The organism is Chryseobacterium sp. TQ-BC-N36 (genome assembly GCF_058382295.1).
This window is the reverse complement of the sequence record NZ_CM178175.1, coordinates 2,804,334-2,829,674: the sequence shown is the minus strand read 5'-3', so window position 1 is coordinate 2,829,674 and position 25,341 is coordinate 2,804,334. Positions and strand designations below refer to the sequence as shown.

Sequence of the window (25,341 nt, the reverse complement as noted above, 5' to 3'; positions counted from 1 at the left end):
AATGAAAACAATCACATTAGTTTTTGGAGCAGTCTACGGAATGGTGTCTGTAATCCTGGGCGCATTCGGAGCACATGCTTTAAAGAAAATATTAGCTGTGGAAAGACTGGAAAGTTTTGAAACAGGAGTAAGATATCAGATGTATGCCGCTTTTTTCCTGCTGATCATCGGGTATATCTTAAAATTTGAAACTTCTGCTGAAAAATGGACCTCCATTTTGATGATTGCAGGAACATTTTTATTTTCCGTGAGTATCTATTTCCTGAGCATGCAGGATTATCTGGGAATGAATCTTAAATTCTTAGGACCTATCACTCCGCTTGGAGGGTTGATGATGATCCTAAGCTGGGGAATGTTGATCTTATATTTTGTTAAAAACAGAATTTAAGATTGAGAATTAAAAAAAGATGACGGTTCATACGAACATTCAATCTCTTTTGTCTGAGAAATTAGCGAAAGAATAAGGGAAAATTCAATGATATGTTAAAAATCAAGTCCGTCAGACTTTAAATTTTAAGTCAATAAACTTGAACTTCCATGTCTTTTTAGTAAATTTGTCAACCTTTAAATTTTTAAATAAAATAATAAAAATAATATGAATCTTCACGAGTATCAATCAAAAGAGATTTTATCAAAGTACGGAGTAGCTATCCAACGTGGTTATGTAGCCAATAACGTAGACGAAGCTGTAGCTGCTGCAGAAAAACTAACTGCTGAAACTGGCGCTCAAGGGTGGGTAGTAAAGGCTCAGATCCACGCAGGTGGTCGTGGTAAAGGTGGTGGTGTAAAGTTCTCTCCAAACATGGATAAGCTTAAAGAAAACGCTCAGAATATCATCGGAATGCAGTTGGTAACTCCACAAACTTCTGCTGAGGGTAAAAAAGTAAATTCTGTTTTGGTTGCAGAGGATGTATATTATCCAGGAGAATCAGAAACTAAAGAATTTTATGTTTCTATTCTTTTAGACAGAGCTGAAGGTAAAAATACAGTTGTATATTCTACTGAAGGGGGGATGGATATTGAGCACGTTGCTGAAGTAACTCCTCATTTGATCCACAAAGAAATCATTGATCCTGCTTTAGGACTTCAAGGTTTCCAGGCTAGAAAGATTGCTTTTAACTTAGGTCTTGAAGGGAACGCTTTCAAAGAATTTACAAAATTCATTACCTCTTTATACAATGCTTACACAGGAATTGATGCTTCTCTTTTCGAAATCAACCCTGTATTAAAAACTTCCGATAACAAGATTATCGCTGTTGATGCTAAAGTAACTTTAGACGACAACTCATTGTTCCGTCACAAAGACTTAGCTGAGCTTAGAGATACAAGAGAAGAAGATCCAATGGATGTTGAAGCGGGTGAAGCGGGTCTTAACTTCGTGAAATTAGATGGTAACGTTGCCTGTATGGTAAACGGAGCTGGTCTTGCAATGGCAACGATGGATATCATCAAATTATCAGGTGGTAACCCTGCTAACTTCCTTGACGTGGGTGGTACTGCAGATGCTCAGAGAGTACAGACTGCTTTCGGAATCATTTTAAGAGATCCAAACGTAAAAGCTATTTTGATCAACATCTTCGGAGGTATCGTTAGATGTGACAGAGTTGCTCAGGGAGTTGTAGATGCTTACAAAGCTATGGGTAGCCTTCCGGTTCCATTGATCGTAAGATTACAGGGAACTAACGCTGTAGAAGCTAAAAAATTAATTGACGAGTCTGGTCTTCCGGTACACTCTGCAATTACTTTGGAAGAAGCTGCAAACAAAGTAAAAGAAGTTTTAGCTTAATCTAAAATTTTCAGATAAAATAGAAGAAACCGTTTCATTTTTGAAACGGTTTTTTTATTGGTAAATGAAAGGACAGAGCTTTGTAATAAATTCAGAAGAAATGTGTATTTTAAACCTAACAGGTTTTAAAAACCTGTTAGGTTTTTCTTAGCAATCACTATAAAAACACCCAGGTTTTGAAATGGTCTTTATATTGTATATGATTACTTATCCTGATGGCTTTCCGGCAAGTTAGCCTCACCACTCGTAATACTGATGCTTGTAGGGGTTACCAATTGGATTTTATCCGTATCAAAACGTTCTTTAATACCTAGATAAGCTTTACTTCTCACCTGTGCAAGATTAGCCCCTACTTTTATCCAGAATTTCACCTGAAGATTAAAGGCTCCTTGTTTAAGGTCTGTGAAAATCACCTCTACAGTATCTAACTTATCCACATTATCAAGGCTTTTTACCACATCAAGAATCCCCTTTTGCGCCTTGGTAATATCCTCATCGGCAGGAATTTCAAAATTTAAAATAATCCTCCGCTGCGGAGAAGCTGTAATATTGTAGAATGGAGCATTGAAAACAACCTGGTTGGGAATATAAGCTTTCTTTCCGTCGTCGGTAAGTATTTTCGTGGTTAGAAAACCAATTTCCTGTACTGTGCCTGAGTGGTTACCGATCGTAATATAATCTCCTACTTTAAATGCTTTGTCAATTCCAATCAGCATTCCTGAAAAAATACTTGAGACAAGATCTTTCAGGGCAACTCCGGCAATTACCCCTGCAACTCCCAAGCTTCCGATGAACTTCCAGAGAAAACCACTGAATCCCATAATTTCAAGGGAAATAAAGGTTCCCATCAGCATGATCAGGAATCTGAATATACTGATTAAAGTCACTAAAGAACTTTCTTTCTGGCTTTTCGGGAAAAATTTGTGAAATAAATTTACTGCTCCTCTGCTTAAATACTTGCTGGTAATAAGGAAAAATGTGAATACAATAATTCCAACGATCAGCTTCGGGGTAAGTTCGGCAAAGGTCATATACCAATTTTCCAAGACTTTATAAACAACATCTATATACCTCAGTCCCGTTTTCTCCATGAATAAAAATTTTAATTAAAGATATAAATTTTAAGCAAAAAATTTGCCAGTTCCAAAAAGTCTACTAAATTTGTAGACTATAAAATAGAGAACATTATGTCAATTAAATTAGGAGATACAGCACCCAACTTTCAGGCAGAATCATCTGTAGGCGATATCAATTTTTATAATTATCTGGGGGACTCCTGGGGAATTCTGTTTTCGCATCCTGCAGATTATACGCCGGTATGCACTACAGAACTAGGATATACAGCAAAACTGCAGTCAGAATTTGATGCAAGAGATACCAAGGTGATTGCCTTGAGTGTGGATGGAGTGGAAGACCATCAGAACTGGGTGAAAGATATTAATGAGACCCAGAATACCACTGTACAGTTTCCTATTATTGCAGACAAAGACAGAAAAGTTTCTGAGTTGTATGATTTTATTCATCCTAATGCTTCGGCAACGGCTACTGTACGTTCTTTACTGATCATTGATCCGGCTAAAAAAGTAAGACTGATTATTACCTATCCGGCCTCTACAGGAAGGAATTTTGAAGAGATCCTTAGAGTGCTGGATTCTTTACAATTGGTAGATAACTATCGTGTAGCAACTCCTGTTAATTGGGAAAATGGAGAGGATGTTATTATTCCTCCGGCCATTTCTACAGAGGAAGCACGGAAAATATTTCCAAAGGGTGTAACGGAAATAAAGCCTTATTTGCGATACACTCCACAACCTAATACATGATTTATTTGATTTTTTATAGTTTAGTTTTAATTTGTACGAAAAGCGCCCCAGAAATAAAATTTCCGGGGCGCTTTCATTTTTTTATAAGTATTATTACTTAACGTCGTTGATGATTTGCTTTGCTTTAGACGTTGGAAGATAAATCTGGAAACCTAAACCAAACGTAATTTTGTTAGTATATCCACCGCTTCCGAAACCTGCGTTTGCATCATATTTTACTAAACCTTCCAATCCGATGTTTGGAGTGATGAAGTAAGAATACCCAGGTCCGAATCCGAAGTTAAGACCGTTAGAAGAAGAACCTCCTTTTGAAATAGATGTTCCACCAATACCAACGTTACCTTCGAAGAACCATCTTCCGTGGTGAAGCAAATTGTTTACTCCTTGCTCTCCCGGATTAAGATAATAACGTCCTAAAGCACCTACGTTATACGTGAAAGTAGTTGGTGCATCTTTAGCGCCTTTGAAACCTAAATCCACATATCCTCCCAATGCAATATTATCCTCAATAAAATAAGCTCCTTTCGGTTGAATATTAAAATCATAACCTCCTCCTTTGTTTAAACCGAAGTTGGCTCCTGCAAGGTTACCCCCTACCATCCAATTACCTTTCTGAATCTGAGCGTTTGCAGTTGCTGTTAAACCTGCTACGGCTAATATCCCTGTTAAAATAAGTCTTTTCATAATTTATTATTTTAATAATTAAATGTTTATTATTCACGAATTATAGAAAAAACAATAAATGTGCCATACTCTTAATTTTACGTAATTTTTCTAAATAAACGTTAACATTGTCAGTGAGATATATTTTATCTTTTTAACATATTAATTGAAGATATCATAATGATAAATACAATGGAATGGGCTTTTTAAAATCGAAATAGTAAAAATAGATGGCAGATCATTAATTTGATAAGAATTCCGGTTTTACCATATTAAATAAATAAAAGGATTAAAGAGATGATGAGTCCGGCAATGGTAAACTTTATCCCACGTTTGAATGCTTTTGTTTTAGGATTAAACATCCAGAAACTTGAAATGACAAAAAAGAAAAGTGAAACCCCAAAGAATACACTTAAAGGCGATATGGCATCTTTAGACTGTGATTTGTGAAGAGAAACCATTTTATCTAACACAAAGGGCAGTTCCTTTTTGGTGTACTTAGCCTTTCCGGTAGCACTGTCATAAGTTCCCTGCTTAAAATAAAGAACGCTTCCTTCTGTTTTCTCCACCTCAAGTCCTTTCATTTTCAGCTCTTTTTTCAGCTCTTTCTCTGAAAGATTGGGGGCGATGTTTTTCTCGTATTTCTTTTCGCTTTTCAGGAAGTCAGTGTCTCTGTATACCAGAAGAATTCCACTTAACGAGTATACCGCCATAATTCCTGCAAGGAAATATCCAAGATAACGGTGTGTAACCCTCATGAAACTTCTTGTGTCTTTAATTTTATCCATATCTTATTGTTCTGTTTTTATTTTAAATTTCAAAAGTGGAAACTGCAAAAATGCAATCTCCACTTTTTAATAAAGAATAATTTATTTTAATTCTAAAGCTTGTACGCCAATGTAAAATAATAGTTTCTAGGGGTAATCGGATTTACCGAATAATTCTCATGAACATTGTAGTTGACAACATCAAACAGGTTTCCGACTTTACCCTGGATAGAGAATTTTTTCCAACCGTAACCCACGCTTATATCAACTGTTGTGAACCCATTAATATCAATCATTCTTGTCTGTTGAGCCTGTCCTTTTACATCATTCCAACCAGCTTGTCTTTTTCCTGTATAGAATGCAGTCGCACCCACCTTCAGACCCTTTGCAAAATCTGTAAAGGTATAGAATACGGAAGCATTTGCTGTAAGGGCAGGAGTTCTTACCAATCTTTGATCTTCAACAAATCCGTTTTCCGGAGTTTTTGTATACACCGTGTTATTATAAGAAATACCTCCTATTAAAGAAAGATATTTTGTAGGATTTCCTGTGATATCCAATTCCACACCTCTACTTCTTATATTACCTGCATATACTTTATATAAGGCAAGCTTATTATCTGCAAGATATGGAGAAGTGTAGGCGTCTCTGTTGTTTATTTGATACGCTGTTAAGTTAACAGCGATTGCGTTGTTCCATAAGTTCTTCTTAATACCAACCTCATACTGGTCAATTGTTGACGCTTTTAAAGATTGATTGTTTTGATCAAAACCTGAATTAGGTGAGAATGAATTGGTATATGTTGCAAAAACTGATAAGTTATCATTAGGGTTATAAATTAGTCCTACTTTTGGTGATATAGCGTGTGCTTGTAAACCGCTGTTTACTGTAGGTGTCTCTGTTCCTTTCAGGAAATCCTTTACTTCTGTGTCTTCATTTTTTACATATGACCATCTTACTCCTGCCAATACTTTAAATTCTTTGGTAACACTGATTAAATCCTGTGCATAAAGGCCAAATCTTTTTGTAGCTATTCTATTTCTTGACGCTCTGTAGGTTTCTGGCATGGTTCCGTCAGTGGACCAGGTGGATGGGTCATTTAAATATAATGTTCCATAGTTGACACTTGTAGGATTGGTAAAATTGTAAGTGTAAGTGTCTGCCAGGCCATAGTCTCCGTCTGTTCCAAATAAAACTTTATGAATGATATTTCCAGTCTTAAATTCTCCATTTAAGTTAACCTGTAAGGAAGTGTAATTTTGTTCAGTATAATTTCTTCCTAAAGTTCTCCCCCATGAAGGATTAAAGTTTCCTTTTCCAGATTCATATTGCCATTGAACTCTTTCTGTTGAAAAATAATCTTTTGTATAATTCTGATAGGAAGCAACTGCATTTAGACTCCACTTACTGTTCAATTGATGATTTAAAATAACGTCTGTAGTAGCTTGTTGGTTGGTCTGATATTGCCAGTTGGCACCCAAAAAACTTCTGCGGTCAACTTCAGTAGCTAATCTGGATACTCCTGTAGTTTTATCAGTTACACTTCCAATTCCAAAATCTGGAGTGAAATTATGATGTAAATAGTCTCCTTCTACAATTAACTGCGTGTTTTCACTCAAATTAAAAACAAACGACGGATTGAAGTAGTGTTTCTTAGACTCTACCATGTCTCTGAAACTCTCTGCATATTCGTAGGTACCATTCACTCTGAATGCTACTTTTTTGCTTAATGGACCATAAATATCAAACATAGGCTTGTAAGAATTCCAGCTACCGCCACTCAATCCAACTGAACCACCAAATTCGAATCTTGGTTTTTTTGTGATAAGATTCACGATACCACCAGGTCCCACGTTACCATATAACATAGCATTGGCTCCTTTTAAAACTTCAACCCTCTCTAGTCCGCTTACTTCAGGGAAAACACCACTGTTTACTCTTGCACCGTTCTTAAAAATATTATCATTTCCAAAAATAAAACCTCTTCCGCCAAAGCTATCCTGAGATCCTCCTCTTGCAGATGTTAAATAAATACCATTTACATTTTTGATAACATCACTTAGCTGTTTTGCCTGCTGCTGCTCAATGATTTCGTGAGTAACAATGGCAATGGGCTGAGGGTTCTCCATTACCGTCAGATTGGATTTTGTTGATAACGTCCTTGCCTGATTAGGATTTCCTGTTTTGTGGAGATTAATATCCTCGATCGTTTGAGTTCTTATCGTATCTGCCTCAATGTCCTTAAGCTGTGCACTTAAAGAAGTTACAGTCAGTAGAAGCCCTAGAGAAAGTAATTGTCTTTTCATTTTATTTTTATGTAGAACAGTTTTAAATAAGGCGCAAATGTAAGTATTTGTTTAGAATAGATAAAAATAATTTTCTGATTTTTATCATGTTTTTGGAGAATCAAAGATGGATTATTTCTATCCCTCCTTTATACCGGGGAAAAGAGAATTTTTTATGAATATATTTGTTAAAAATTAAAATATGCAATTGGTAAAAGCAGGGCTGTGTGCCTTTGGAATGAGTGGAAAAGTTTTTCATGCTCCCTTTTTAAAAGAGCATCCGGGATTTTTTATTTCTGCTGTCGTAGAAAGGAGTAAGGAAGAATCGAAGGAAAAGTACCCGGAAGCAACAATTTACCGTTCTGTCGAAGAGATGCTTCAGCATGCAGATGTAGAACTGGTGATCATCAATACTCCCGTTCAGACCCATTATGAGTATGCCAAAAAAGCATTGGAGGCTGGGAAAAACATTATTGTGGAAAAACCCTTTACAGTAAATGTTTCTGAAGCAGAAGAGCTCGTACGGCTGGCTGAAGAAAAGGGACTGTTTATAAGTGTATATCAAAACAGAAGATTTGACCGTGATTTTTTACAGGTTCAAAAAATTCTGAATGAAGGCCAATTAGGAAATATAAAAGAGGTTGAGATTCGTTTTGACAGGTTCCGTACCACTCCCAGCGGAAAGCAGCATAAAGAAAGCCCGGATCAGACAGGTTCAGGATCGCTTCATGATCTGGGAGCACATCTTATCGATCAGGCAGTGCAGTACTTTGGATATCCTGAAAGACTTTTTGCAGATGTATTTTCTATGAAAGGAGCTGAATTTGCCAATGATTATTTTGAGATCCTTTTATTCTACAAAAGCGACCTGAGAATAAGACTGAAATCTTCTGTTTTCAGCAAAGAAGGTCATTATGCTTATACCATTCATGGAGATAAGGGAACTTTTCTTCAGGAAAGAACCGATAACCAGGAAAATGAACTGGTAGCAGGTGCTGTTCCCACATATGGAAAAGAATGGACACAGCCTTTGAAAGAGGCGGATGGCATCTTAAACTTCCTGAATGACCGTTCTGAAACAGAAAGAAAGCTGACTTCAAGTGAAGCCGGGAATTATATGGATTATTACCAGAAGATCTATGAACACATTGTGTTTGGATATGCCTTACCATCTCCGGGAAAAGAAGTTATTCAGAATATGAAAATCATTGATGCTTCTCTGGAAAGTGCAAAAGAAGAAAGAATAATCAAATTATAAATGATGAGTTATGAATTATGAATGAATTCAAAATTTCAGGTTCAAGGTTTAATGTTTCAGGTTGATCGTAGTTGTGATTAGAAATTTTCAACTCATTTACACTCAAACCCTAAAACACTCAAACGCTCCGACTCATTCATAATTCATAATTTTTAACTCATAATTATTAAAGTAGCTCCTGAAGCTCCAGCCATCTCATTTCCTGATTCTCCAGTTTTTCTGAAACTGTTTCCAGCTCTGAAGAAAGCTTGGCTATCTTTTCATAATCGGCTTCGTTGTTGAGCTGATCCAGAATTTTGGATCGCTGTTCTTCCAGTTCAGGCATTTCTTTTTCAATCGTTTCAAGCTCTCTCTGCTCTTTGAACGTTAATTTTCGCTTCGTAGTGGAAGATACAGTACTTTCTACTGCGGAAATTGTTTCTTTAACCGGCTCAGGTTTTACTGTTGCGTTTTTTTCTAATGCTTCCTCTCGGCTTCTCGCTTCTCTGTATTCTGAGAAATTTCCTACAAAATCCCTGATCTTTCCATTTCCTTCAAAAGCAAGAACATGATCTACAATTCTGTCCATGAAATATCTGTCGTGAGAAACGATGATCAAAGATCCCTGAAACTGCTGAAGGAAGTTTTCGAGAACCGTTAACGTTGGAAGGTCAAGATCATTCGTTGGCTCATCAAAAATCAGGAAGTTAGGATTCTGATACAAAATATACATCAGGTGAAGCCTTCTCTTTTCGCCTCCTGAAAGTTTAGAAATTGGAGAATATTGAGTCTGATCGTCAAATAAAAACAATCTTAAAAACTGTGAAGCAGATAAGCTTTTTCCATTGGCTAAAGGATAAAACTCTGCAATTTCCTTAATGAAATCAATGACACGTTCGTCCTCTTTATAGGTAAGGCCTTTTTGTGAGAAATAACCGAAAGAAATAGTTTCTCCTGTTTCAATTTCTCCTTTATCCGCTTTTTCATAGCCTTGAATAATATTAAGCAGGGTAGATTTACCGGCACCGTTTTTTCCAACAATTCCAACTTTTTCCCCACGTTGAAACTGATAACTGAAATCTTTTAAAAGAACTTTAGGACCAAAACTCTTATCAATATGTTTGAGTTCAAGAATTTTATTTCCCAGACGTTTCATTTCAAAATCCAGTTCCAATCCATCTTTTCTGGTGTCAGTTTTAGCCACCTTTTCAGTTTCGTAGAATGCATCAATCCTGCTTTTTGATTTTGTGGTTCTGGCTTTTGGCTGTCTTCTCATCCATTCCAGTTCCTTTCGGTAAAGATTATTGGCCTTATCAATAGTAGCATTTAGATTCTCCTCACGGATCATCTTGTTTTCAAGATAAGTGGCATACGAACCGTTATGAACGTAAAGATTCTGATCTTCCATCTCCCAGATAATGTCACAGACACTGTCCAGGAAATACCGATCGTGGGTTACGAGCAATAAGGTGATTTTTGCTTTATTCAGATAATTTTCAAGCCATTCTACCATATCCACATCCAGGTGGTTGGTAGGTTCATCCATGATCAGAAGCGTATGCCTGTGCTCAGCTCTTGTTTCTGTTAAAAGTTTGGCCAAAGCAACCCGTTTGATCTGTCCTCCGGAAAGCGTACCCATTTTGGCATCCAGATCAGTAATTTTCAGCTGGGAAAGGATCTGTTTCATTTCATTTTCCAGATCCCAGGCCTTGTGAACCTCCATATCAGCCAAAGCTTTCTCGATAAAATCATTATCCGTAGAATGCAGGGATTGGTGATAGTTTTTAAGCGCAAGGATAGGCTCAGAATCAAGAGTCATCATAAACTCTTCAATGCTGAGATCAGGATCATAGTCGATTTCCTGGTCAAATAATACCACCTGGATATCTTTGTTGATGATCGCAGTTCCGCTGTCTGCAATTTCTTTACCCATTAATATTTTCAGAAGGGTAGATTTTCCACTTCCGTTTTTGGCAACAATAGCTATTTTATCTCCTTCATTGATGTGAAAAGAAATGTTTTTAAACAAAACCTTGATGCCATAAGATTTGGTAAGATTTTCTACAGAAACGTAATTCATTGGGAATTAAGGGTTGGGTTTTAATTTTGAAATGAACCGCAAAAATACAAAAATGTAATCTAAATTTTCTGTAAACTCTTTTATAAATCAATATTTATAATTTTTTAATAAACTGTATTCATTATCTGAAAAAACTATTCTGTAAATTTGATGGGATACAGTAGTTTATAATAAAGTAGTTTATATTTTACAAAGCCACAGAAAAGTTCATATAAGATGAACATCAAAGATTTTCAGAAAACTTAGATGTACCTATTATGCATAAAGCTTGATTCTAAAAAACTTAAGTGTTTAAAACTTTTGTGCCTTTTGTAGTTAAAAATAATGAATATAAAAGTTTAAACAGTTTCAATATTAAAATCAGAATGAAGTAATGGAAAAAGTAATTGTTGACATGGATGGGGTAATGGCGGATGTATATCATCAGCTGGCACAATTTGAAAAAAGAGATACAGGAAGAGAAATTGAAATCAGTAATTTGGTGGGCAGGCCTGAAATAGAAGCCTTTCCAAATGGGAAAAAACACGTTAATGAAGTGGGCTTTTTCAGAACATTACCTGTAATGAAAGGAAGTCGTGAAGCAATGGAATATCTGAATAACAAATATGATCTTTATATTGTATCAGCCGGAATGGAGTTTCCCAACAGTTTAAGAGAAAAGTACGACTGGTTGGCAGAGCATTTTCCATTCATCACCTGGGAACAGATTGTTCTTTGCGGAAGCAAAAAAGTAGTCTCCGGAGATGTGATGATTGACGATTATCCTAAAAACTTAGATCATTTTTCAGGGCAGAGATTAATCTTTACCCAACCCCATAATGAACTGATCGAAAATGAAACTTACCAAAGAGTTCACTCCTGGGAAGATATTATGAATATTCTTTAATAATGAGAATTTAAATATTTTTAGAATTATGATAGAAATATGGAAATATTTAAAACAATTTTAACTAATGCAAGAATAAATTTAATAAAGAATTATGACATTAGGAAATGGGAAATAAATAAGTTTGCGTCAAACTTTTAACATGAAAATATTTCATACTCTATTTTTTCTTATTTCTGCTGTTACTCTTAAAGCGCAGGTTATTTCCGGGACGGTCATCGCTAAAAACGAAAATCAACCGATTCCTTATGTAAAAATCGGGATAGAGAAAAACTCAACGGGGACCATCTCTGATGAAAAAGGAAACTTTTCGATAGACCTTTCTCAGGTGGATCCACAACAGATAATAAAAATAGAGGTGCCTGGCTATTACCTTTATCAGGAAACAGTTCAGCGTTTTAAACAAAATCATCAGCAAAAAATATTTTTAACAGAGAAAACTAAAAATATTAAAGAGATTACGATTAAGCCTAAAAAGCTGATAGATAAAAACTGGGGAGTCAATACCAAAACAAAAAGTGTTATCTATTCGGTTAACCCGGAATTGGATAAAAAAAATTTTCTTGGAGAAACAGCTTTAGAATTCAATGCTAAGAAAAGATCAAAAATCAAAAATATCAATCTGAATATTGCCAGCTATGTTTCTGCTCAGCCCGTTTTGATGAGATACAGTATTTACAGTGAAAAAAATGGTTTTCCGGATAAGAACATTTTGGAAGAGGAAATTACCGTGGCATTAACTGAAGATATGATTAAAGACGGAACATATACACTGGATGTTAACGACCGTAACATATGGATACAGGGAAAGTTTTTTGTCGGTATACAGTTTTTAAAAGATTTTGAAGGCAGAATTAAAATAAGTGCAGCTTTGTTCAGAACAGGATTTATAAGAGAGTTTTATGGTGACTGGAAGAAAATGACCATTGCTGCACCAGCCATTAATATTGATGTGAAAATGGATAAGAATGCAAGTAATAATCAGAATAAAAATGAATTTTCAGATGCTGAAGATTTTTTAATTCCGGATGTATCCAAGTATGCTGAAGAATCAGAACATACTGACTACGGCAGGAATATATCCACCGGAAATACTTTCAAACTGAAAGATGCTGAACTTTATTATGAAGTGTATGGAGAAGGGGAACCACTGGTCTTACTTCATGGGAATTCAGGAAGTATAAAAGATTTTTACCAGCAGATTCCAGCTCTTTCCAAACAATATAAGGTAATTGCTTTAGATACCAGAGGACAGGGAAAAAGTCTGGATACTTCTAAAAGAGACTATACTTATCAACTGTTTGCCGATGATGTAAAAGCACTGGCAGATCATCTGAAAATGAATAAAATCAATATCGCCGGCTGGAGCGATGGCGGGAATACCGGACTTGAATTTGCTTTGAAATATCCGGACAGCCTGGATAAGCTTATTATAATCGGTGCAAATGCTTTTCCTGAAGGGGTAGAAAAGAAAATTACCGATAATTTCATCAATCAAATGGACCAGCTGAAGCAGCTGAATGTTCCGGAATCATTCAATGAACGCAGGCTTCTGAAAATTATGCTTACAGAGCCCAGAATCAGCCAAAAAGAGCTGAATAAAATAAAAAGTGCTGTACTGGTTATTGCCGGAGACCGTGATGTTATCAAAAAGGAACACACTGAGTTTATGGCAAAACAGATTCCTTTTGCAGAACTGAAAATCTATAAAGATGCAAGTCATATGATCCCTTTTGAGAAGGCGGATCAGCTTAATACAGATATCCTGGGGTTTTTAGAAAACAATTGATAAAGGCGGGAAGCTGATTAATCCAGTGTCAGTCTTTTTAGTGACCAGGAGCTGCCATTGTAAATATCAAGGTCTACCTTTGCATTGATACCATGTACAATCCCGTTTTCTGTAAACTGCCAGAAATCCCATTTGTCATCGGGAGAAGGAGAAGGAACATCATTGTAATTGGCCAGCCATAAAGGATAATCTTCAAACTCTCCTTTCAGAAAGTCTTTATAATAATGATAATAGGTATAGATAATAGGTTTTTCACCATAGGCATCTTCTACAATTTTACACCATACCTTCAGGTCTTCAACCAGTTTTTTGTTGGTCTTACGTTTGGGGATTTTTTCAATATCAAGAATTGGAGGGAGATCTCCGCTTTCAAGTTTTACATTCTCTAAAAAATTGTTTGCCTGGATAACAGGATCCTCATCTGCTCTGTAAAAATGGTAAGCTCCGCGGATCAGGTCATGCTTTTTGGCAATTTCCCAGAACTCATCAAAATGTTTGTCGGCACTTCTGTTTCCCATCGTTGCACGCATCACAACGAACTCTAACGGAATGGTTTTATTTCCAATGCTGAGGCTGTCCCATTTGATATCTTCTCTGTTCTGGTAATGGGAAACATCAAAGCCAAAAGTTTTATCAAGGTTGTCGGCTAATATTCTCTGTATTCTGGCCGCCTCTTTTTCACTGTTATGAAGCTTTTTATGTCTGAATTTATTAAAGTACAGTGCATAATAATAGCTGACCGTCTGTTTTAAATAAAATCCGGTCCCTATTAATGCTATGACCAATATACCCAATATGATCCATCTTCGGAAAAAATACTTCTTCCGGCGGGATTTATGGACTTGTTTGGCAGTTTTTTTGGTGTACTTTCTTGGTGACATAAAGTTTTGCAAAACTAACTTTTTTCACTGCTAAATGCTAAAATAAAATCAGTAAATTTGTGTATTATGGAAACACGCGAAAAAATCATCATTATTGGAGGAGGATTTGCGGGGCTGCAACTTGCAAAAACATTGAATAACAAGAACAAAAAAGTCATTGTTCTGGATCGGATGAACCATCATATGTTTCAGCCGCTTTTTTATCAGGTAGCCTCAGGAAGGATAGAACCGTCCAATATTTCTTTCCCCTTCAGGAAGATTTTTCAGCAGTCCAGAAACACACAGTTCCGTATGACAGAGGTGAAAGAGATAGACCCTGCCAACCACAAGGTGATTACCGACGAAGCAGAGTTTACGTATGATAAACTCATTATTGCAACAGGTTGTAAAACTAATTTTTTCGGTAACAAAGAGCTGGAAGGCAAAGCTTTCGGAATGAAAAATACCCAGGAAGCAATCAGTATCAGAAATCATGTACTGATGACCTTTGAAAAGCTGATTATTGAAAAAAGCCGAAGCGATGACGGAAACTGGAATATCGTTATCGTAGGCAGCGGTCCTACAGGAGTAGAGCTGGCGGGGGCTTTTGCTGAAATGAAAAAAGAAATCCTCCCAAGAGATTATCCTTATATGAATTTTGATCATCTGAAAATTATTCTGGTAAGCTCTACAGAAAAACCACTTGCTGTGATGAGTGGTGAAGCTCAGGATAAATCTGAAAAATACCTAAAAGATCTTGGGGTCACTTTTATGAGTGGAGAGGTAGTGACAGATTATGATGGTGATAAAGTACATCTCAGAAGCGGGAAAGAGATCCCTTCTAATAATGTCATATGGGCGGCCGGAGTTACAGGAAATGTCGTAGGCGGCTTTCCTGAAGAAAAATTAGTGCGAAACAGATATATTGTAGATCGGTATAATAAAATAAAAGGGTACGATAATATTTATGCTATCGGGGATATTGCCTACATGGAAACACCGAAATATCCGCAGGGACATCCTCAGGTGGCCAACGTAGCGATTAATCAGGCAAAAAATCTAGGGAAGAATCTATTAAAGAAAAGTCAGGGTGAGTGGAAAGAATATGAATATGATGACAAAGGGTCATTGGCAACTATTGGAAAGCACAGAGCTGTTGTCGACCTGCCGTTTATTAAATTCCAGGGATTTTTTGCCTGGTATTTCTGGATGTTTCTCCATTTAATGCTAATTTTGAGCGTTAGAAATAAACTGGCCATATTCTTCAACTGGATGTGGAGCTATATCAATAAAGATTCTTCTTTAAGATTAATTATTATACCTACTAAGAAAAACGGAACATTACAATGAGAATTGACATAATAAGCGTGCTTCCTGAATTGATGGAGAGTCCTTTCAAAACGTCTATTTTGAAAAGAGCGATGGATAAAGGACTTGCAGAAGTACATTTTCATCATCTGAGAGATTGGGCAACCAATAAGCACAGACAGATTGATGATGAACCCTACGGAGGGGGAGCGGGAATGGTAATGATGGTTGAGCCGTTGGATAAATGTATTTCAGAGCTTAAATCTCAAAGAAATTATGACGAGGTGATCTACCTGACACCGGATGGCGTTACCTTAAATCAGAAAATTGCCAATTCACTTTCTATCAAGGAAAATCTGATCTTCCTTTGCGGGCATTATAAAGGAATAGACCAAAGAGTAAGAGACCTTCATATTACAAAAGAAATTTCAATCGGAGATTACGTGCTTACAGGGGGGGAACTTGCAGCCTGCGTGCTTGCTGACTCCGTTATCAGATTACTCCCCGGAGTTTTAAATGACGAGCAGAGTGCACTGACAGACAGCTTTCAGGATGATCTTCTTGCACCACCCATTTATACAAGACCTGAAAGCTATAAAGGGCTGGAGGTTCCAAAAATACTATTGAGTGGAAATTTTGGTAAAATTGAAGAATGGCGTCATGATGAAGCGCTAAGAATCACAAAAGAAAAACGTCCCGATTTATTATAGGAAAGAGTTACTGAAACTTATTTAATTCCACGGATTTACCCAATTCCATTTGTTATTGATAAATGGAATAATATTTGTTATATGTTTGTTAAGTGTGAAAAATATTAATATTTCTAATTTTAAATTGAAAATTTATTTCTATTATTCGTGATTTTATATATTGTCTCAATTTTGATTAATATATTAAAACTCTCAAATAGTTGAAAAATTAATTTTATATAGCTGATTTCATTAGTATTTTTTACTATATTTGAATGGTTTTTTATTGGAAATTGATTTGTTATTTTTGTGGCAGATCAATAAAATTTGAAAAATAATAATAATTTTACATCTTAAGAAAAAGAGCATAATAAATTAAAAGTATAGAAATTAGTGTAGATGGAGCTGTTCTCTTTTTATAATGTTGAAAATTTATTTTTACCCGACCCTAAGCCTGTCCATAAATTAGATCCTACCCGGTCAGGATTAAGAAATTGGGATGAAAAGAGATATAGAAATAAACTTTTTAAAATCTCTCATGTATTTCAGCTTATGAAGGAGGATAATGGTGTAATGCCATTTATCATAGGATTATCTGAAGTTTCCGGAAGGAAAGTTTTGGAGGATCTTGTAGAAATGGAACCTTTTGATTCGCAATATGGAATTGTACATTATAATTCTATGGACGAAAGAAAGGTGGATGTAGCCATGTTATATGATAAAAACAAAGTAGAGGTGATAGATTCAGAAACCATTACTTTCTTTTTTGAAATAGTAAATAAAAACACAGAAAATTACGACACAACAAGAGACGTACTTTTTTCAAAAATAAAATATAAAGGAGAAATTATTAATGTCTTTATCGCCCATCTTCCCTCTAAGCGCGAAAAAGATGTCAATAAGCCTAAAAGAGCTTTTATTTTGAATGAGATCCGGGAACGGATTATGAAAATAGTGGATGCAGATAAAGAGCATGTTATATTGTGTGGTGATTTTAATGAAAACCCGGATGATGAAAATTTAGTACAGATTCTCTATGACAATGACCATGAGAAGGTTTTGATGAATCCTTTTCAACAATTGTTTTCTACAAGAAATTATTCTACTTTTCATTATAAATCTGGATTGCTGTATGATCAGATCATGATGTCAAGATCTTTACTTGATAATAAAACGCTGGCTTTTCAGGATGCTCATATATTCAATTCTGAAAAAATCCGCAGCAGAACCAGACATTTTGAAGGACGGCCTTTCCGGACTTATGCCGGTACCCGGTATTTAGGAGGATACAGCGATCACTTTCCGGTTTTTGTAAAATTTAAAAATTTACAGTAAAAAACATAAATAATAAAAAAGTAGAAAATGAAAAATTCGAGCAACACAAGCTATCATTTAGATTCTATTGACAAGGAAATTATTTACATGCTGATGGATAATGCTAAAACTTCATTAGCCCACATTTCAAAAAATGTCGGAATTTCCACCACTGCAGTACATCAAAGAATCAAAAAACTCGAACATGCAGGAGTTATTGAAAATTCAATATCATTCCTTAATCCTAAAAAAATTGGATATAAGGTGATTTCCTACATCGGCGTATTTCTGGATCAGCCAAGTCATTATCCTGAAGTGGTAAAGTCTTTGCATGACATCAACGAAGTAGTGGAGGCCCACTATACTACAGGAAATTATACTATTTTCCTGAAAGTTCTTTGTAAAGATAATGATCACCTGATGCAGATCCTTAACAAACTTCAAAAACTGAAGGGTGTGACAAGAACAGAAACTTTTATATCTTTAGAACAAGGTATTTACAGACAATTGAAAGTATAAACGATATGAACATAGCCCAATATTTGGATTCCACTTACCTGAAAACTCCGGAACAGTCAGGTATTTCTCATGAAAAAACGCTTCAGAAGGATAAAGAACTTGCTCAGGAAGCTATAGATAATGGTATTTTTGCCGTAATGATTCGTCCGGATTATGTGTCTGAAATCAAGAAATATATTCAGGAAAGAAATTCAAATGTTGCAGTAGGGACGGTAATAGGTTTTCATGAAGGTACCTATTCTGTCGATGAAAAACTGGCAGAAGCATCAAAAGCTATTGAAGACGGTGCTGATGAATTGGATTTCGTTATTAATTATACTGCCTATCTGCAGGGAAATACAGAGCTGGTAAAAGAAGAATTTGTAAAATGTACAAGATTATCTCTTGATCATCATAAAGTTGCAAAATGGATTATTGAAATTGCTGCATTAAGTGATGAGCAAATTGCAGATCTTACTAAAAATATTGCTGTATGGGCGGAAGAGAATTTTTCTGATCATGACCTGGCAAACATTTTTGTTAAATCATCTACAGGATTCTATAAAACTGCTGAAGGGAAACCCAACGGGGCAACTTTTGAAGGAATAAGAATTATGCTTGATAATGCCGGGAAGCTTCCGGTAAAAGCTGCAGGTGGCGTAAGAACTCCTGAGGATGCTGGAAAAATGATTAATATGGGAGTAAAAAGAATCGGAACCTCTTCAGCATTGGCATTAATTAAGAATGAATCTTCGACAGAAGGATATTAATTAAATCAAAATTCAGAATAATAAAAAACCATCAGCAACACTGATGGTTTTATTTTTTATAGCTGTGCCTGATATTCTTCGTAGAATTGTTGGGTTTCTTTGATCAAACTATCCATTTCTTCCATTGTGAAAACTTCCAGGAATTTTTTTCTGAATTCCTTGAAATGAGGAATTCCCCGGAAATAGTTGCTGTAATGCTGTCTCATTTCAACAAGTCCTAATCTTTCTCCTTTCCATTCTGTGCTCCATTCCGCATGCTGACGAACAGCAAGCAGTCGGTCTGAAATTGTAGGTTCAGGTAAATGCTCTCCCGTTTTAAAGAAATGCTTGATTTCATTAAATATCCAAGGATATCCAATAGCGGCACGTCCAATCATGATACCGTCACATGCATACTTTTGTTTATATTCTAATGCTTTTTCAGCAGAGTCTATATCACCATTTCCAAAAATCGGGATTTCAATATTGGGATTTTGCTTGATTCTTGAAATATGTTCCCAGTCAGCTTCACCTTTATACATTTGAGCTCGGGTTCTGGCGTGGATTGTAAGTGCTTTGATACCGGTTTCCTGAAGGCGTTCTGCCACTTCATCAATATTAATGCTGGTACTGTCCCATCCTAAGCGGGTCTTTACTGTTACAGGCAGATGAGTAGAGCTTACCACAGCCTTTGTAAGGCGAACCATCAGGTCGATATCTTTCAAAACACCTGCTCCTGCTCCTTTGCAGACAACTTTTTTTACAGGACATCCGAAATTAATATCTACCAGATCAGGATTAACTGTTTCAACAATTCTTGCAGACATAGCCATCGCTTCCTCATCTCCACCAAAAATCTGTATTCCAACCGGCCTTTCATAATCAAAAATATCAAGCTTTTTACGGCTCTTGATAGCGTCACGAATCAACCCTTCGGAGGAAATAAATTCCGAATACATTAAATCTGCGCCGTGCATTTTACACAAACGTCTGAACGGAGGATCGCTTACGTCTTCCATTGGAGCCAGCAAAAGTGGAAATTCCGGCAGTTCTATGTTGCCTATTTTTATCATGGTGCAAATTTACGAAATTCTGAAAAAACAATATTTTATAAATTCAGATGTGGTACTATGTTTTGCTTGTGTTGTGTTATTTAAGGGATTTTATGATACGTTGTTTAGTTTTTGTTTAATATATTTAACTGATTGTCAGTATTTATTGAATTTTATTGATAATTATTTTTTATATTTAGTATAATAAAAATTAATGTCATGAGGAAAATTCTATTTTATTTGATGGCAATTTTAGTTTCATCAAATTTTTATTCACAAATCAATATTTCTGCTACAGCAGGAACAGCTACAGGAACCTATACTACGTTAAAAGGAGCATTTGATGCGATTAACGCAGGAACACATCAGGGAGCCATTACAATCAGTGTTACGGCCAGTACGACAGAAACGGCAACGGCCAGTCTCAATGCCAGTGGGGGAACAGCAAGTTATACTTCCGTAGTCCTAAAGCCTGCGACTGGAGTTACTGCCACTATTTCCGGAGATATTGCCAGTGCACCTTTAGTGAGAATACAGGGGAGTAATATTACCCTGGACGGAAGCAATGCAGCTTCAGGAACTACAAGAGATCTTACCCTTACCAACACTTCTGTTACAGCACCGCAGGTACTTACATTTATAGCAGCCTCAGCTGCTGCTGCCAATACGAATATTACGGTTAAAAACCTGAATATAGTTAATGGTATCAATACCTCTTCTGCTTTTATAATGTATGATGGTGCAACAACTCCTACAGGTGGCTTCTTTAATAATGTGACCATCCAGAATAATTCTGTGAAGAAAGCTTACATAGGAATTTATTTACTTGCTGCAACAGCTGCAGGTAACGGAGGGAATACCCTGGTGACAGGAAACGATCTGAGCACATCAGGAACAGATGCCATCCGTCTCTGTGGAATTTATGCACAGGGAACAGATGGGGTGACAGTAAGTAATAATACGATTGGTAATTTTGAAACAACAAATGCTGAGATCAAAAGAGGGATCTGGTTTGCAACTGCAACCGTTAATTCTTCAATTACTTCCAATACAATTACCAACCTTGGATATACCGGAACTTCTACCGGAGGAGCTTCCGGGATAACAGTAACCTCTGGTAATACAGGAGCCTCTGCAGTCGCCAATATTAATGTAAGCGGAAATACAATTTCCAATTTTACTTCCAGTGGAACGGGGACTCTGTTTGCCGGAATTTATGCGGCAGGTACTTTGACAACCGGAATAACCATCAATAATAATAAAATTAACGGAATTAAAAATACCAATACATCAGGATATGGAGCTCAGGGTATCTATCTTGCAACAACAAGCCTTACTTCCAATACACTGGTTGCCAATAATGTCGTGAGTGGTGTGGCAGGTTATGGATATGCAACAACCGGAGGAGTAAATGACAATGGGAACGGTATTATTATTACTGCAGGAGGCGGATATAAGCTTTATTATAATACTGTTGTGATGAATGTCAGCCAGACAGTTGCAGGGAGACCGTCTGCTTTGAATATTACAAGTGGAGTAACCGGTGCAGGAGGTATCGATGTGAGAAATAATCTTTTTGTCAATACCCAAACGCAGGCGGGAGACAGGTATGCTATTTATGCCGGAGCTGCCAGCAGTGTTTTCTCTACTATCAATTATAACAACTTCTATTCTTCCGGTACGAATCTTGGCTATATTGGCGGCGCCGCAAAAGCAACACTTACCGATATTCAGGCTGGATTCGGAGGAAATGTAAATTCATTGAACGTTTTACCTGTATTTGTATCAGCAACTGATTTCCATTTATCTGCTACAGGAAATGCAGCTCTTGATAACAAGGGAACTCCGGTAGCTGAAGTAACATTGGATGCTGATGGCAACACAAGAAATGCTGTCACACCGGATCTTGGAAGTTTTGAGTTTACAGCAACGGTATTAGCTGCCAATGAAGCTGCGAAAAAGAATACGGTAAGCATATATCCGAATCCGGTTGTGGATTACCTTTATATTAACAATGAAAGCAGAATCAAAGATGTTGAACTGTATAATGCTTCAGGGCAGAGAATTCTTAGTGAGATCATCAATGCAGAAAAAGGATCTGTGGATATGAGACGTGCTCCTGCAGGAGTTTATATTGTAAAAGTGAATGGAGAAAAAGGATCCCAATCACTGAAAGTTATTAAAAAATAACATTCAGATTATATAAAAAAAGGCCCCAATGCAGAGCATTGGGGCCTTTTTTTATCATATAGCATATCAGAAACTGGCTTTTACCTGCATACTTCCGATATGAATGGTACGGTCACCGGAATTTCTTCCTTCGTAGTTAAGATTGAGCTGGATAAATGAATTAATAGCCTGTTGGATAAATACACTCCATACCTGGTTTTTTCCAGGCTTCAGGCCATCCAGCATCTGGTTTCCGACAATGCTGAAATTATTTCCTGTAAAATTGTTGCTGATGAACGAGAAGTTTCCACGGATAGAAGTCTTTCTGCGTTCCCATTGGATGGTACCGGTAACATCAAAAGCTTTAAGAAGCTCTTCACCGTCCAATCTTTGCTTCTGGCGGAATGCCGAAGATAGTTCAGCCTGAATGGCATCTGTAAATTTATATGTTGCTTTAGGCTTGGTTTCAAAATTATTGAGACGATAGTCTCTTGTTGCAAATAACTGTGAAGAATTTTTGATATCATGAACAGAGTTTTCCCAGTCGACTCTGAATTCTTTATTGAACCAATATCCTATATTCAGGAAGTGAGAAGTCTGCTCCCGCTCTTCATTGCTGAAATTGGCATTGATGAGGTTGTCATTGGTAATGAATCTGTAGTTCCCGTTCCATCCTGATTTATCTGTTGGATTAAACTGTACGGAAGCAAGGATATTCTGATTTTTAAGAATTTGATCACTGTTTTTTTCAAAAGGATTCAACACAAGAACCTTATCCTTTTTATAGAATGAGTTCTGAGAATTTAATGAAATATTGAAATTCCAACGCTTTAAAAATCCGTTTTCAGAGTTGAAAATAATTGCAGGGTTTACAAATAAGGCAAGCTGTAATTTATTCTTGTTAGATGGCAGATACCTTACAGAATTGGTATATACACGGATATATTGGGCAAGATCTGAATATTCGGCAATCTCAAATTCGTCCAGCTGCTGAACACCATCTCCGTTATAATCCGTCCATTTGTATACCCCCTGTCCATCTGTTACTTTAATGTACTGAAATTCCCTTTGTGCTTCCTGTCCGTTTCCAAGCTCATAGAAAGCCTGAAGACGCATCCCGTTTCTGAAAAGCTGCTGATTGTATAGGATATTCCCAACCACGAAGTCATTATTTCGGGTTACTTCACCTTCTGCTCCGGAATAAAAGAATTTTCTGTAATGAATTAATGCATTTAAAGTAGTTCTTTCTGTTTTGATGATCTGACTTTCGGCCATGAATCCCAGAATATGGTTCATATTCTGAAGTCTGTTGTCACGCACCGAGTCATTATCTCTCATATATACTTTTGCCAATAGCTTTGTTCTCGTACTGTCACCAATTTTCTTTTGGAGAAAGATCTCTTTCCAGCTGAAACTTGTAACATCCATCAGCTGAGTATCGTTGTATTTCTTCTCGTTGTGTTCCATGCTTCCCCCAATTGCCCAGCTTCCTTTTTTACCTGTAAATTCAGTTGAAACTCCACCACGGATAAACTTCGTATCCTGAAGAGTAGCGTTGGTACTCAGGTAAGATAAATTTCCTTTGGTAAAAAATTTTCCAGTGATCCATCCGAAGTCCAGGTCATTTTTGATCCCTTTATAAGAATCCTGTTCATTCAGATAATTGATGCGGTAATTTAAAGTGGACTTATTATTCCATTTGTTCAGAAAGCTGAAGATAAACCTGTTTTGAGTTTTCTTATTAAATTCCTGTGCAAGGTTGAAATCTCTGGAGAATTCCACATCATTGATACGGTCCAGAATATGAAATTGTCTGTCTATATATTGGTATTCAAAACTTGGAGTTCCTTTCCATGTATTTTTTGTAAAACTTTTATTTCCAAAAATACGCCATGCATAGCCTATGTTCTGATCAGAATCCTTTGATGAAAATAAATTGACATCATAATTACTCAGGGAAATATCAGCTCCTATTTTTCCTTCATTCAGCAAATACTCAGAGTTTAGAGAGTATACCTGAGATTTCTGAGGGGAAGGCAGTTTTCTTACCGCTCTGTAATCTCCTGCATTAGGACCTACATATTGGAAAACACGTCCGTTATTGGTAGTTTGTGCAATTTTGTAATCCCCCAGATTGGCTCCGAAATAAGTAAAGGAAACCTGGTAGAGTGTTAAGCTCGAATCTGTGGAATATTCATAGAAATTTCCGGCAGAATTTAATTTGTATAAAATTTTGTTGACATCATATTCGGTTACTACACCTGAAGGGGCATACATAAGATCAGGATTGTTTCCCGCCTCTGCAAGAATCTGCTCATCTTCCTTGGAAAGATTTAAAGAAAGAGGAGCATTCTTATTATCATTTTCCATGAACCAGTTAAATCCTACCTTAAACTTTTCTCTCTGATGCTCCAGCTTTCCGGTAAAGAGGTATCGTGAATAATTCCTGTTGGCGTAGTTATAAGAAATCGTGATGAAGTTCTGCTGGAAAATAGGACGGAAGCTGGTGAAGGTAACCTCACCGGTATTGTAATTGATAACATAGTCCTGGTTTTCTCCACGTTTCATTAAGATCCCATCAATAAAAACCTGTTCAGAACCGGAAATAAGTGTGATAAACTGCTCACCGTTCTTCCCTGTCAGACGATAAGGTCCCTGGTTACCTTCAACCCCCTGAAAACGTATTCTGTGAAATTCACTTCGGGCAACACCGGCAGAAATATCTACGAATGTTTTGTTTTCCTTTCCGAATTCCGTCTGAAACTGAAGCCCCATACTCCGTCTCTGGTATTTGGCGAAATAATTTTTGGCTTCTATAAGATCAAGGTGTCCGGCCCGGAGGATAGACTTTTCCTTAATATTGAGCTGCATGTAGATTTTGTCGAACTCCTCTAAAGTTTGAGTATAACCATCAGCCTGAATCGGAAGATTATGATCTGAAATACTGGCTAAAATGGTAACATCCTTTGATAGCCGTCCTGAAATCTGAAGATCCATGGAACTTTGCACAGACTGCCCCTGGTTATTACCAAATGTAATCCCACGGATGATAGAACCTTTTGAATTAAGCTCTCCTAAAAATCTTTTTTTATCATTTTTTGCCAGTACAGCTTCATCGATAACGATTTTGTTGTGGGTTTTTATGAAATCCAGGGTGTCTTTTGCGAAAATATCCTGTTCAAGCCTTGCGGCAAGAATACTGTCTCTTTTAATACTGTCTTCAGGAATGTTGGGATTTTTCCATGAAAATACCTGAGCATTTCCTGAAAATATGCCAAAGAAGAATAATACGAATAGAATGATAAAATTCCGCAAGTCCTGAAAAATAATTCGTAAAAATAATTAAAAAATGTTAATACTAAGAGGTTTAACATTATTAACGGGAA

General features: G+C 36.6%; 20 protein-coding genes. 12 read left to right on the top strand and 8 right to left on the bottom strand.

The window, feature by feature from the left end; translation table 11 throughout:
• Position 1 precedes the first annotated feature (1 nt).
• Together AC3FI7_RS12625 and sucC are read left to right on the top strand one after the other, a co-directional pair.
• Positions 2-388, top strand: a complete 387-nt coding sequence (locus tag AC3FI7_RS12625; RefSeq protein WP_002976622.1) for a DUF423 domain-containing protein — start codon at positions 2-4, stop codon at positions 386-388.
• A gap of 207 nt (positions 389-595) precedes the next feature.
• Positions 596-1,786: an ADP-forming succinate--CoA ligase subunit beta gene (gene sucC, locus AC3FI7_RS12620; protein ID WP_089790045.1), complete on the top strand. Its 1,191-nt coding sequence runs from the start codon at positions 596-598 to the stop codon at positions 1,784-1,786.
• 203 nt (positions 1,787-1,989) lie between these two features.
• Here sucC and AC3FI7_RS12615 read toward each other — a convergent pair whose 3' ends face one another.
• Positions 1,990-2,877 (bottom strand): mechanosensitive ion channel family protein, encoded by an 888-nt coding sequence (locus AC3FI7_RS12615; RefSeq protein WP_142723867.1) that lies wholly within the window; start codon positions 2,875-2,877, stop codon positions 1,990-1,992.
• Between the two features lie 96 nt (positions 2,878-2,973).
• On the opposite strand from AC3FI7_RS12615, the gene AC3FI7_RS12610 reads away from it, so the two are divergent.
• Positions 2,974-3,609 (top strand): peroxiredoxin, encoded by a 636-nt coding sequence (locus AC3FI7_RS12610; protein WP_142723868.1) that lies wholly within the window; start codon positions 2,974-2,976, stop codon positions 3,607-3,609.
• 93 nt (positions 3,610-3,702) lie between these two features.
• Here AC3FI7_RS12610 and AC3FI7_RS12605 read toward each other — a convergent pair whose 3' ends face one another.
• The 3 genes from AC3FI7_RS12605 to AC3FI7_RS12595 form a co-directional block, all read right to left on the bottom strand.
• Positions 3,703-4,293 (bottom strand): outer membrane beta-barrel protein, encoded by a 591-nt coding sequence (locus AC3FI7_RS12605; protein WP_002976637.1) that lies wholly within the window; start codon positions 4,291-4,293, stop codon positions 3,703-3,705.
• A 251-nt stretch (positions 4,294-4,544) separates the two neighbouring features.
• Positions 4,545-5,060 (bottom strand): hypothetical protein, encoded by a 516-nt coding sequence (locus AC3FI7_RS12600; protein ID WP_142723869.1) that lies wholly within the window; start codon positions 5,058-5,060, stop codon positions 4,545-4,547.
• A 92-nt stretch (positions 5,061-5,152) separates the two neighbouring features.
• Positions 5,153-7,345, bottom strand: a complete 2,193-nt coding sequence (locus AC3FI7_RS12595; RefSeq protein WP_491460241.1) for a TonB-dependent siderophore receptor — start codon at positions 7,343-7,345, stop codon at positions 5,153-5,155.
• 181 nt (positions 7,346-7,526) lie between these two features.
• Between AC3FI7_RS12595 and AC3FI7_RS12590 the strand changes: the two genes are divergently transcribed.
• Entirely contained in the window at positions 7,527-8,582 is a 1,056-nt protein-coding gene (locus AC3FI7_RS12590) for a Gfo/Idh/MocA family oxidoreductase (RefSeq protein WP_491460240.1), read from the top strand.
• 166 nt (positions 8,583-8,748) lie between these two features.
• Here AC3FI7_RS12590 and AC3FI7_RS12585 read toward each other — a convergent pair whose 3' ends face one another.
• Positions 8,749-10,641: an ABC-F family ATP-binding cassette domain-containing protein gene (locus tag AC3FI7_RS12585; RefSeq protein WP_343659748.1), complete on the bottom strand. Its 1,893-nt coding sequence runs from the start codon at positions 10,639-10,641 to the stop codon at positions 8,749-8,751.
• A 373-nt stretch (positions 10,642-11,014) separates the two neighbouring features.
• Here AC3FI7_RS12585 and AC3FI7_RS12580 point away from each other — a divergent pair, with 373 nt between their 5' ends.
• Complete coding sequence (locus AC3FI7_RS12580; RefSeq protein WP_491460239.1) at positions 11,015-11,527, top strand: 5' nucleotidase, NT5C type; 513 nt, start codon at positions 11,015-11,017, stop codon at positions 11,525-11,527.
• A gap of 142 nt (positions 11,528-11,669) precedes the next feature.
• Positions 11,670-13,316, top strand: a complete 1,647-nt coding sequence (locus AC3FI7_RS12575; protein WP_491460238.1) for an alpha/beta fold hydrolase — start codon at positions 11,670-11,672, stop codon at positions 13,314-13,316.
• Positions 13,317-13,333: 17 nt separating this feature from the next.
• Here AC3FI7_RS12575 and AC3FI7_RS12570 read toward each other — a convergent pair whose 3' ends face one another.
• The gene (locus AC3FI7_RS12570) at positions 13,334-14,197 is read right to left on the bottom strand and encodes a glycoside hydrolase family 25 protein (protein ID WP_491460237.1); all 864 of its coding nucleotides are present in this window, start codon (positions 14,195-14,197) and stop codon (positions 13,334-13,336) included.
• Positions 14,198-14,263: 66 nt separating this feature from the next.
• On the opposite strand from AC3FI7_RS12570, the gene AC3FI7_RS12565 reads away from it, so the two are divergent.
• The 5 genes from AC3FI7_RS12565 (at position 14,264) to deoC (ending at position 18,755) form a co-directional block, all read left to right on the top strand.
• The gene (locus AC3FI7_RS12565) at positions 14,264-15,526 is read left to right on the top strand and encodes an NAD(P)/FAD-dependent oxidoreductase (RefSeq protein WP_142723875.1); all 1,263 of its coding nucleotides are present in this window, start codon (positions 14,264-14,266) and stop codon (positions 15,524-15,526) included.
• Positions 15,523-16,194 carry a tRNA (guanosine(37)-N1)-methyltransferase TrmD gene (trmD, locus tag AC3FI7_RS12560; RefSeq protein ID WP_142723876.1) on the top strand — a complete coding sequence of 224 codons (672 nt, stop codon included), beginning with the start codon at positions 15,523-15,525 and terminating at the stop codon, positions 16,192-16,194. The genes AC3FI7_RS12565 and trmD overlap by 4 nt, the downstream gene beginning before the upstream one ends.
• Before the next feature lie 378 nt (positions 16,195-16,572).
• Positions 16,573-17,508, top strand: coding sequence for an endonuclease/exonuclease/phosphatase family protein (locus AC3FI7_RS12555; RefSeq protein WP_291899625.1), 936 nt, complete (start codon positions 16,573-16,575; stop codon positions 17,506-17,508).
• A 27-nt stretch (positions 17,509-17,535) separates the two neighbouring features.
• On the top strand, positions 17,536-18,006 hold the full coding sequence (locus AC3FI7_RS12550) for an Lrp/AsnC ligand binding domain-containing protein (RefSeq protein WP_047379047.1): 471 nt from the start codon (positions 17,536-17,538) through the stop codon (positions 18,004-18,006).
• Positions 18,007-18,011: 5 nt separating this feature from the next.
• Complete coding sequence (deoC, locus tag AC3FI7_RS12545; protein ID WP_142723878.1) at positions 18,012-18,755, top strand: deoxyribose-phosphate aldolase; 744 nt, start codon at positions 18,012-18,014, stop codon at positions 18,753-18,755.
• A gap of 56 nt (positions 18,756-18,811) precedes the next feature.
• On the opposite strand, the gene dusB is transcribed toward deoC, so the two are convergent.
• Positions 18,812-19,807, bottom strand: coding sequence for a tRNA dihydrouridine synthase DusB (gene dusB, locus AC3FI7_RS12540; RefSeq protein ID WP_142723879.1), 996 nt, complete (start codon positions 19,805-19,807; stop codon positions 18,812-18,814).
• A gap of 198 nt (positions 19,808-20,005) precedes the next feature.
• On the opposite strand from dusB, the gene AC3FI7_RS12535 reads away from it, so the two are divergent.
• Complete coding sequence (locus AC3FI7_RS12535) at positions 20,006-21,976, top strand: T9SS type A sorting domain-containing protein (protein ID WP_491460236.1); 1,971 nt, start codon at positions 20,006-20,008, stop codon at positions 21,974-21,976.
• Positions 21,977-22,042: 66 nt separating this feature from the next.
• Here the strand turns inward: AC3FI7_RS12535 and AC3FI7_RS12530 are convergent, their stop codons facing one another.
• The gene (locus AC3FI7_RS12530; protein WP_343659735.1) at positions 22,043-25,270 is read right to left on the bottom strand and encodes a DUF8818 domain-containing protein; all 3,228 of its coding nucleotides are present in this window, start codon (positions 25,268-25,270) and stop codon (positions 22,043-22,045) included.
• Positions 25,271-25,341: the final 71 nt, after the last annotated feature.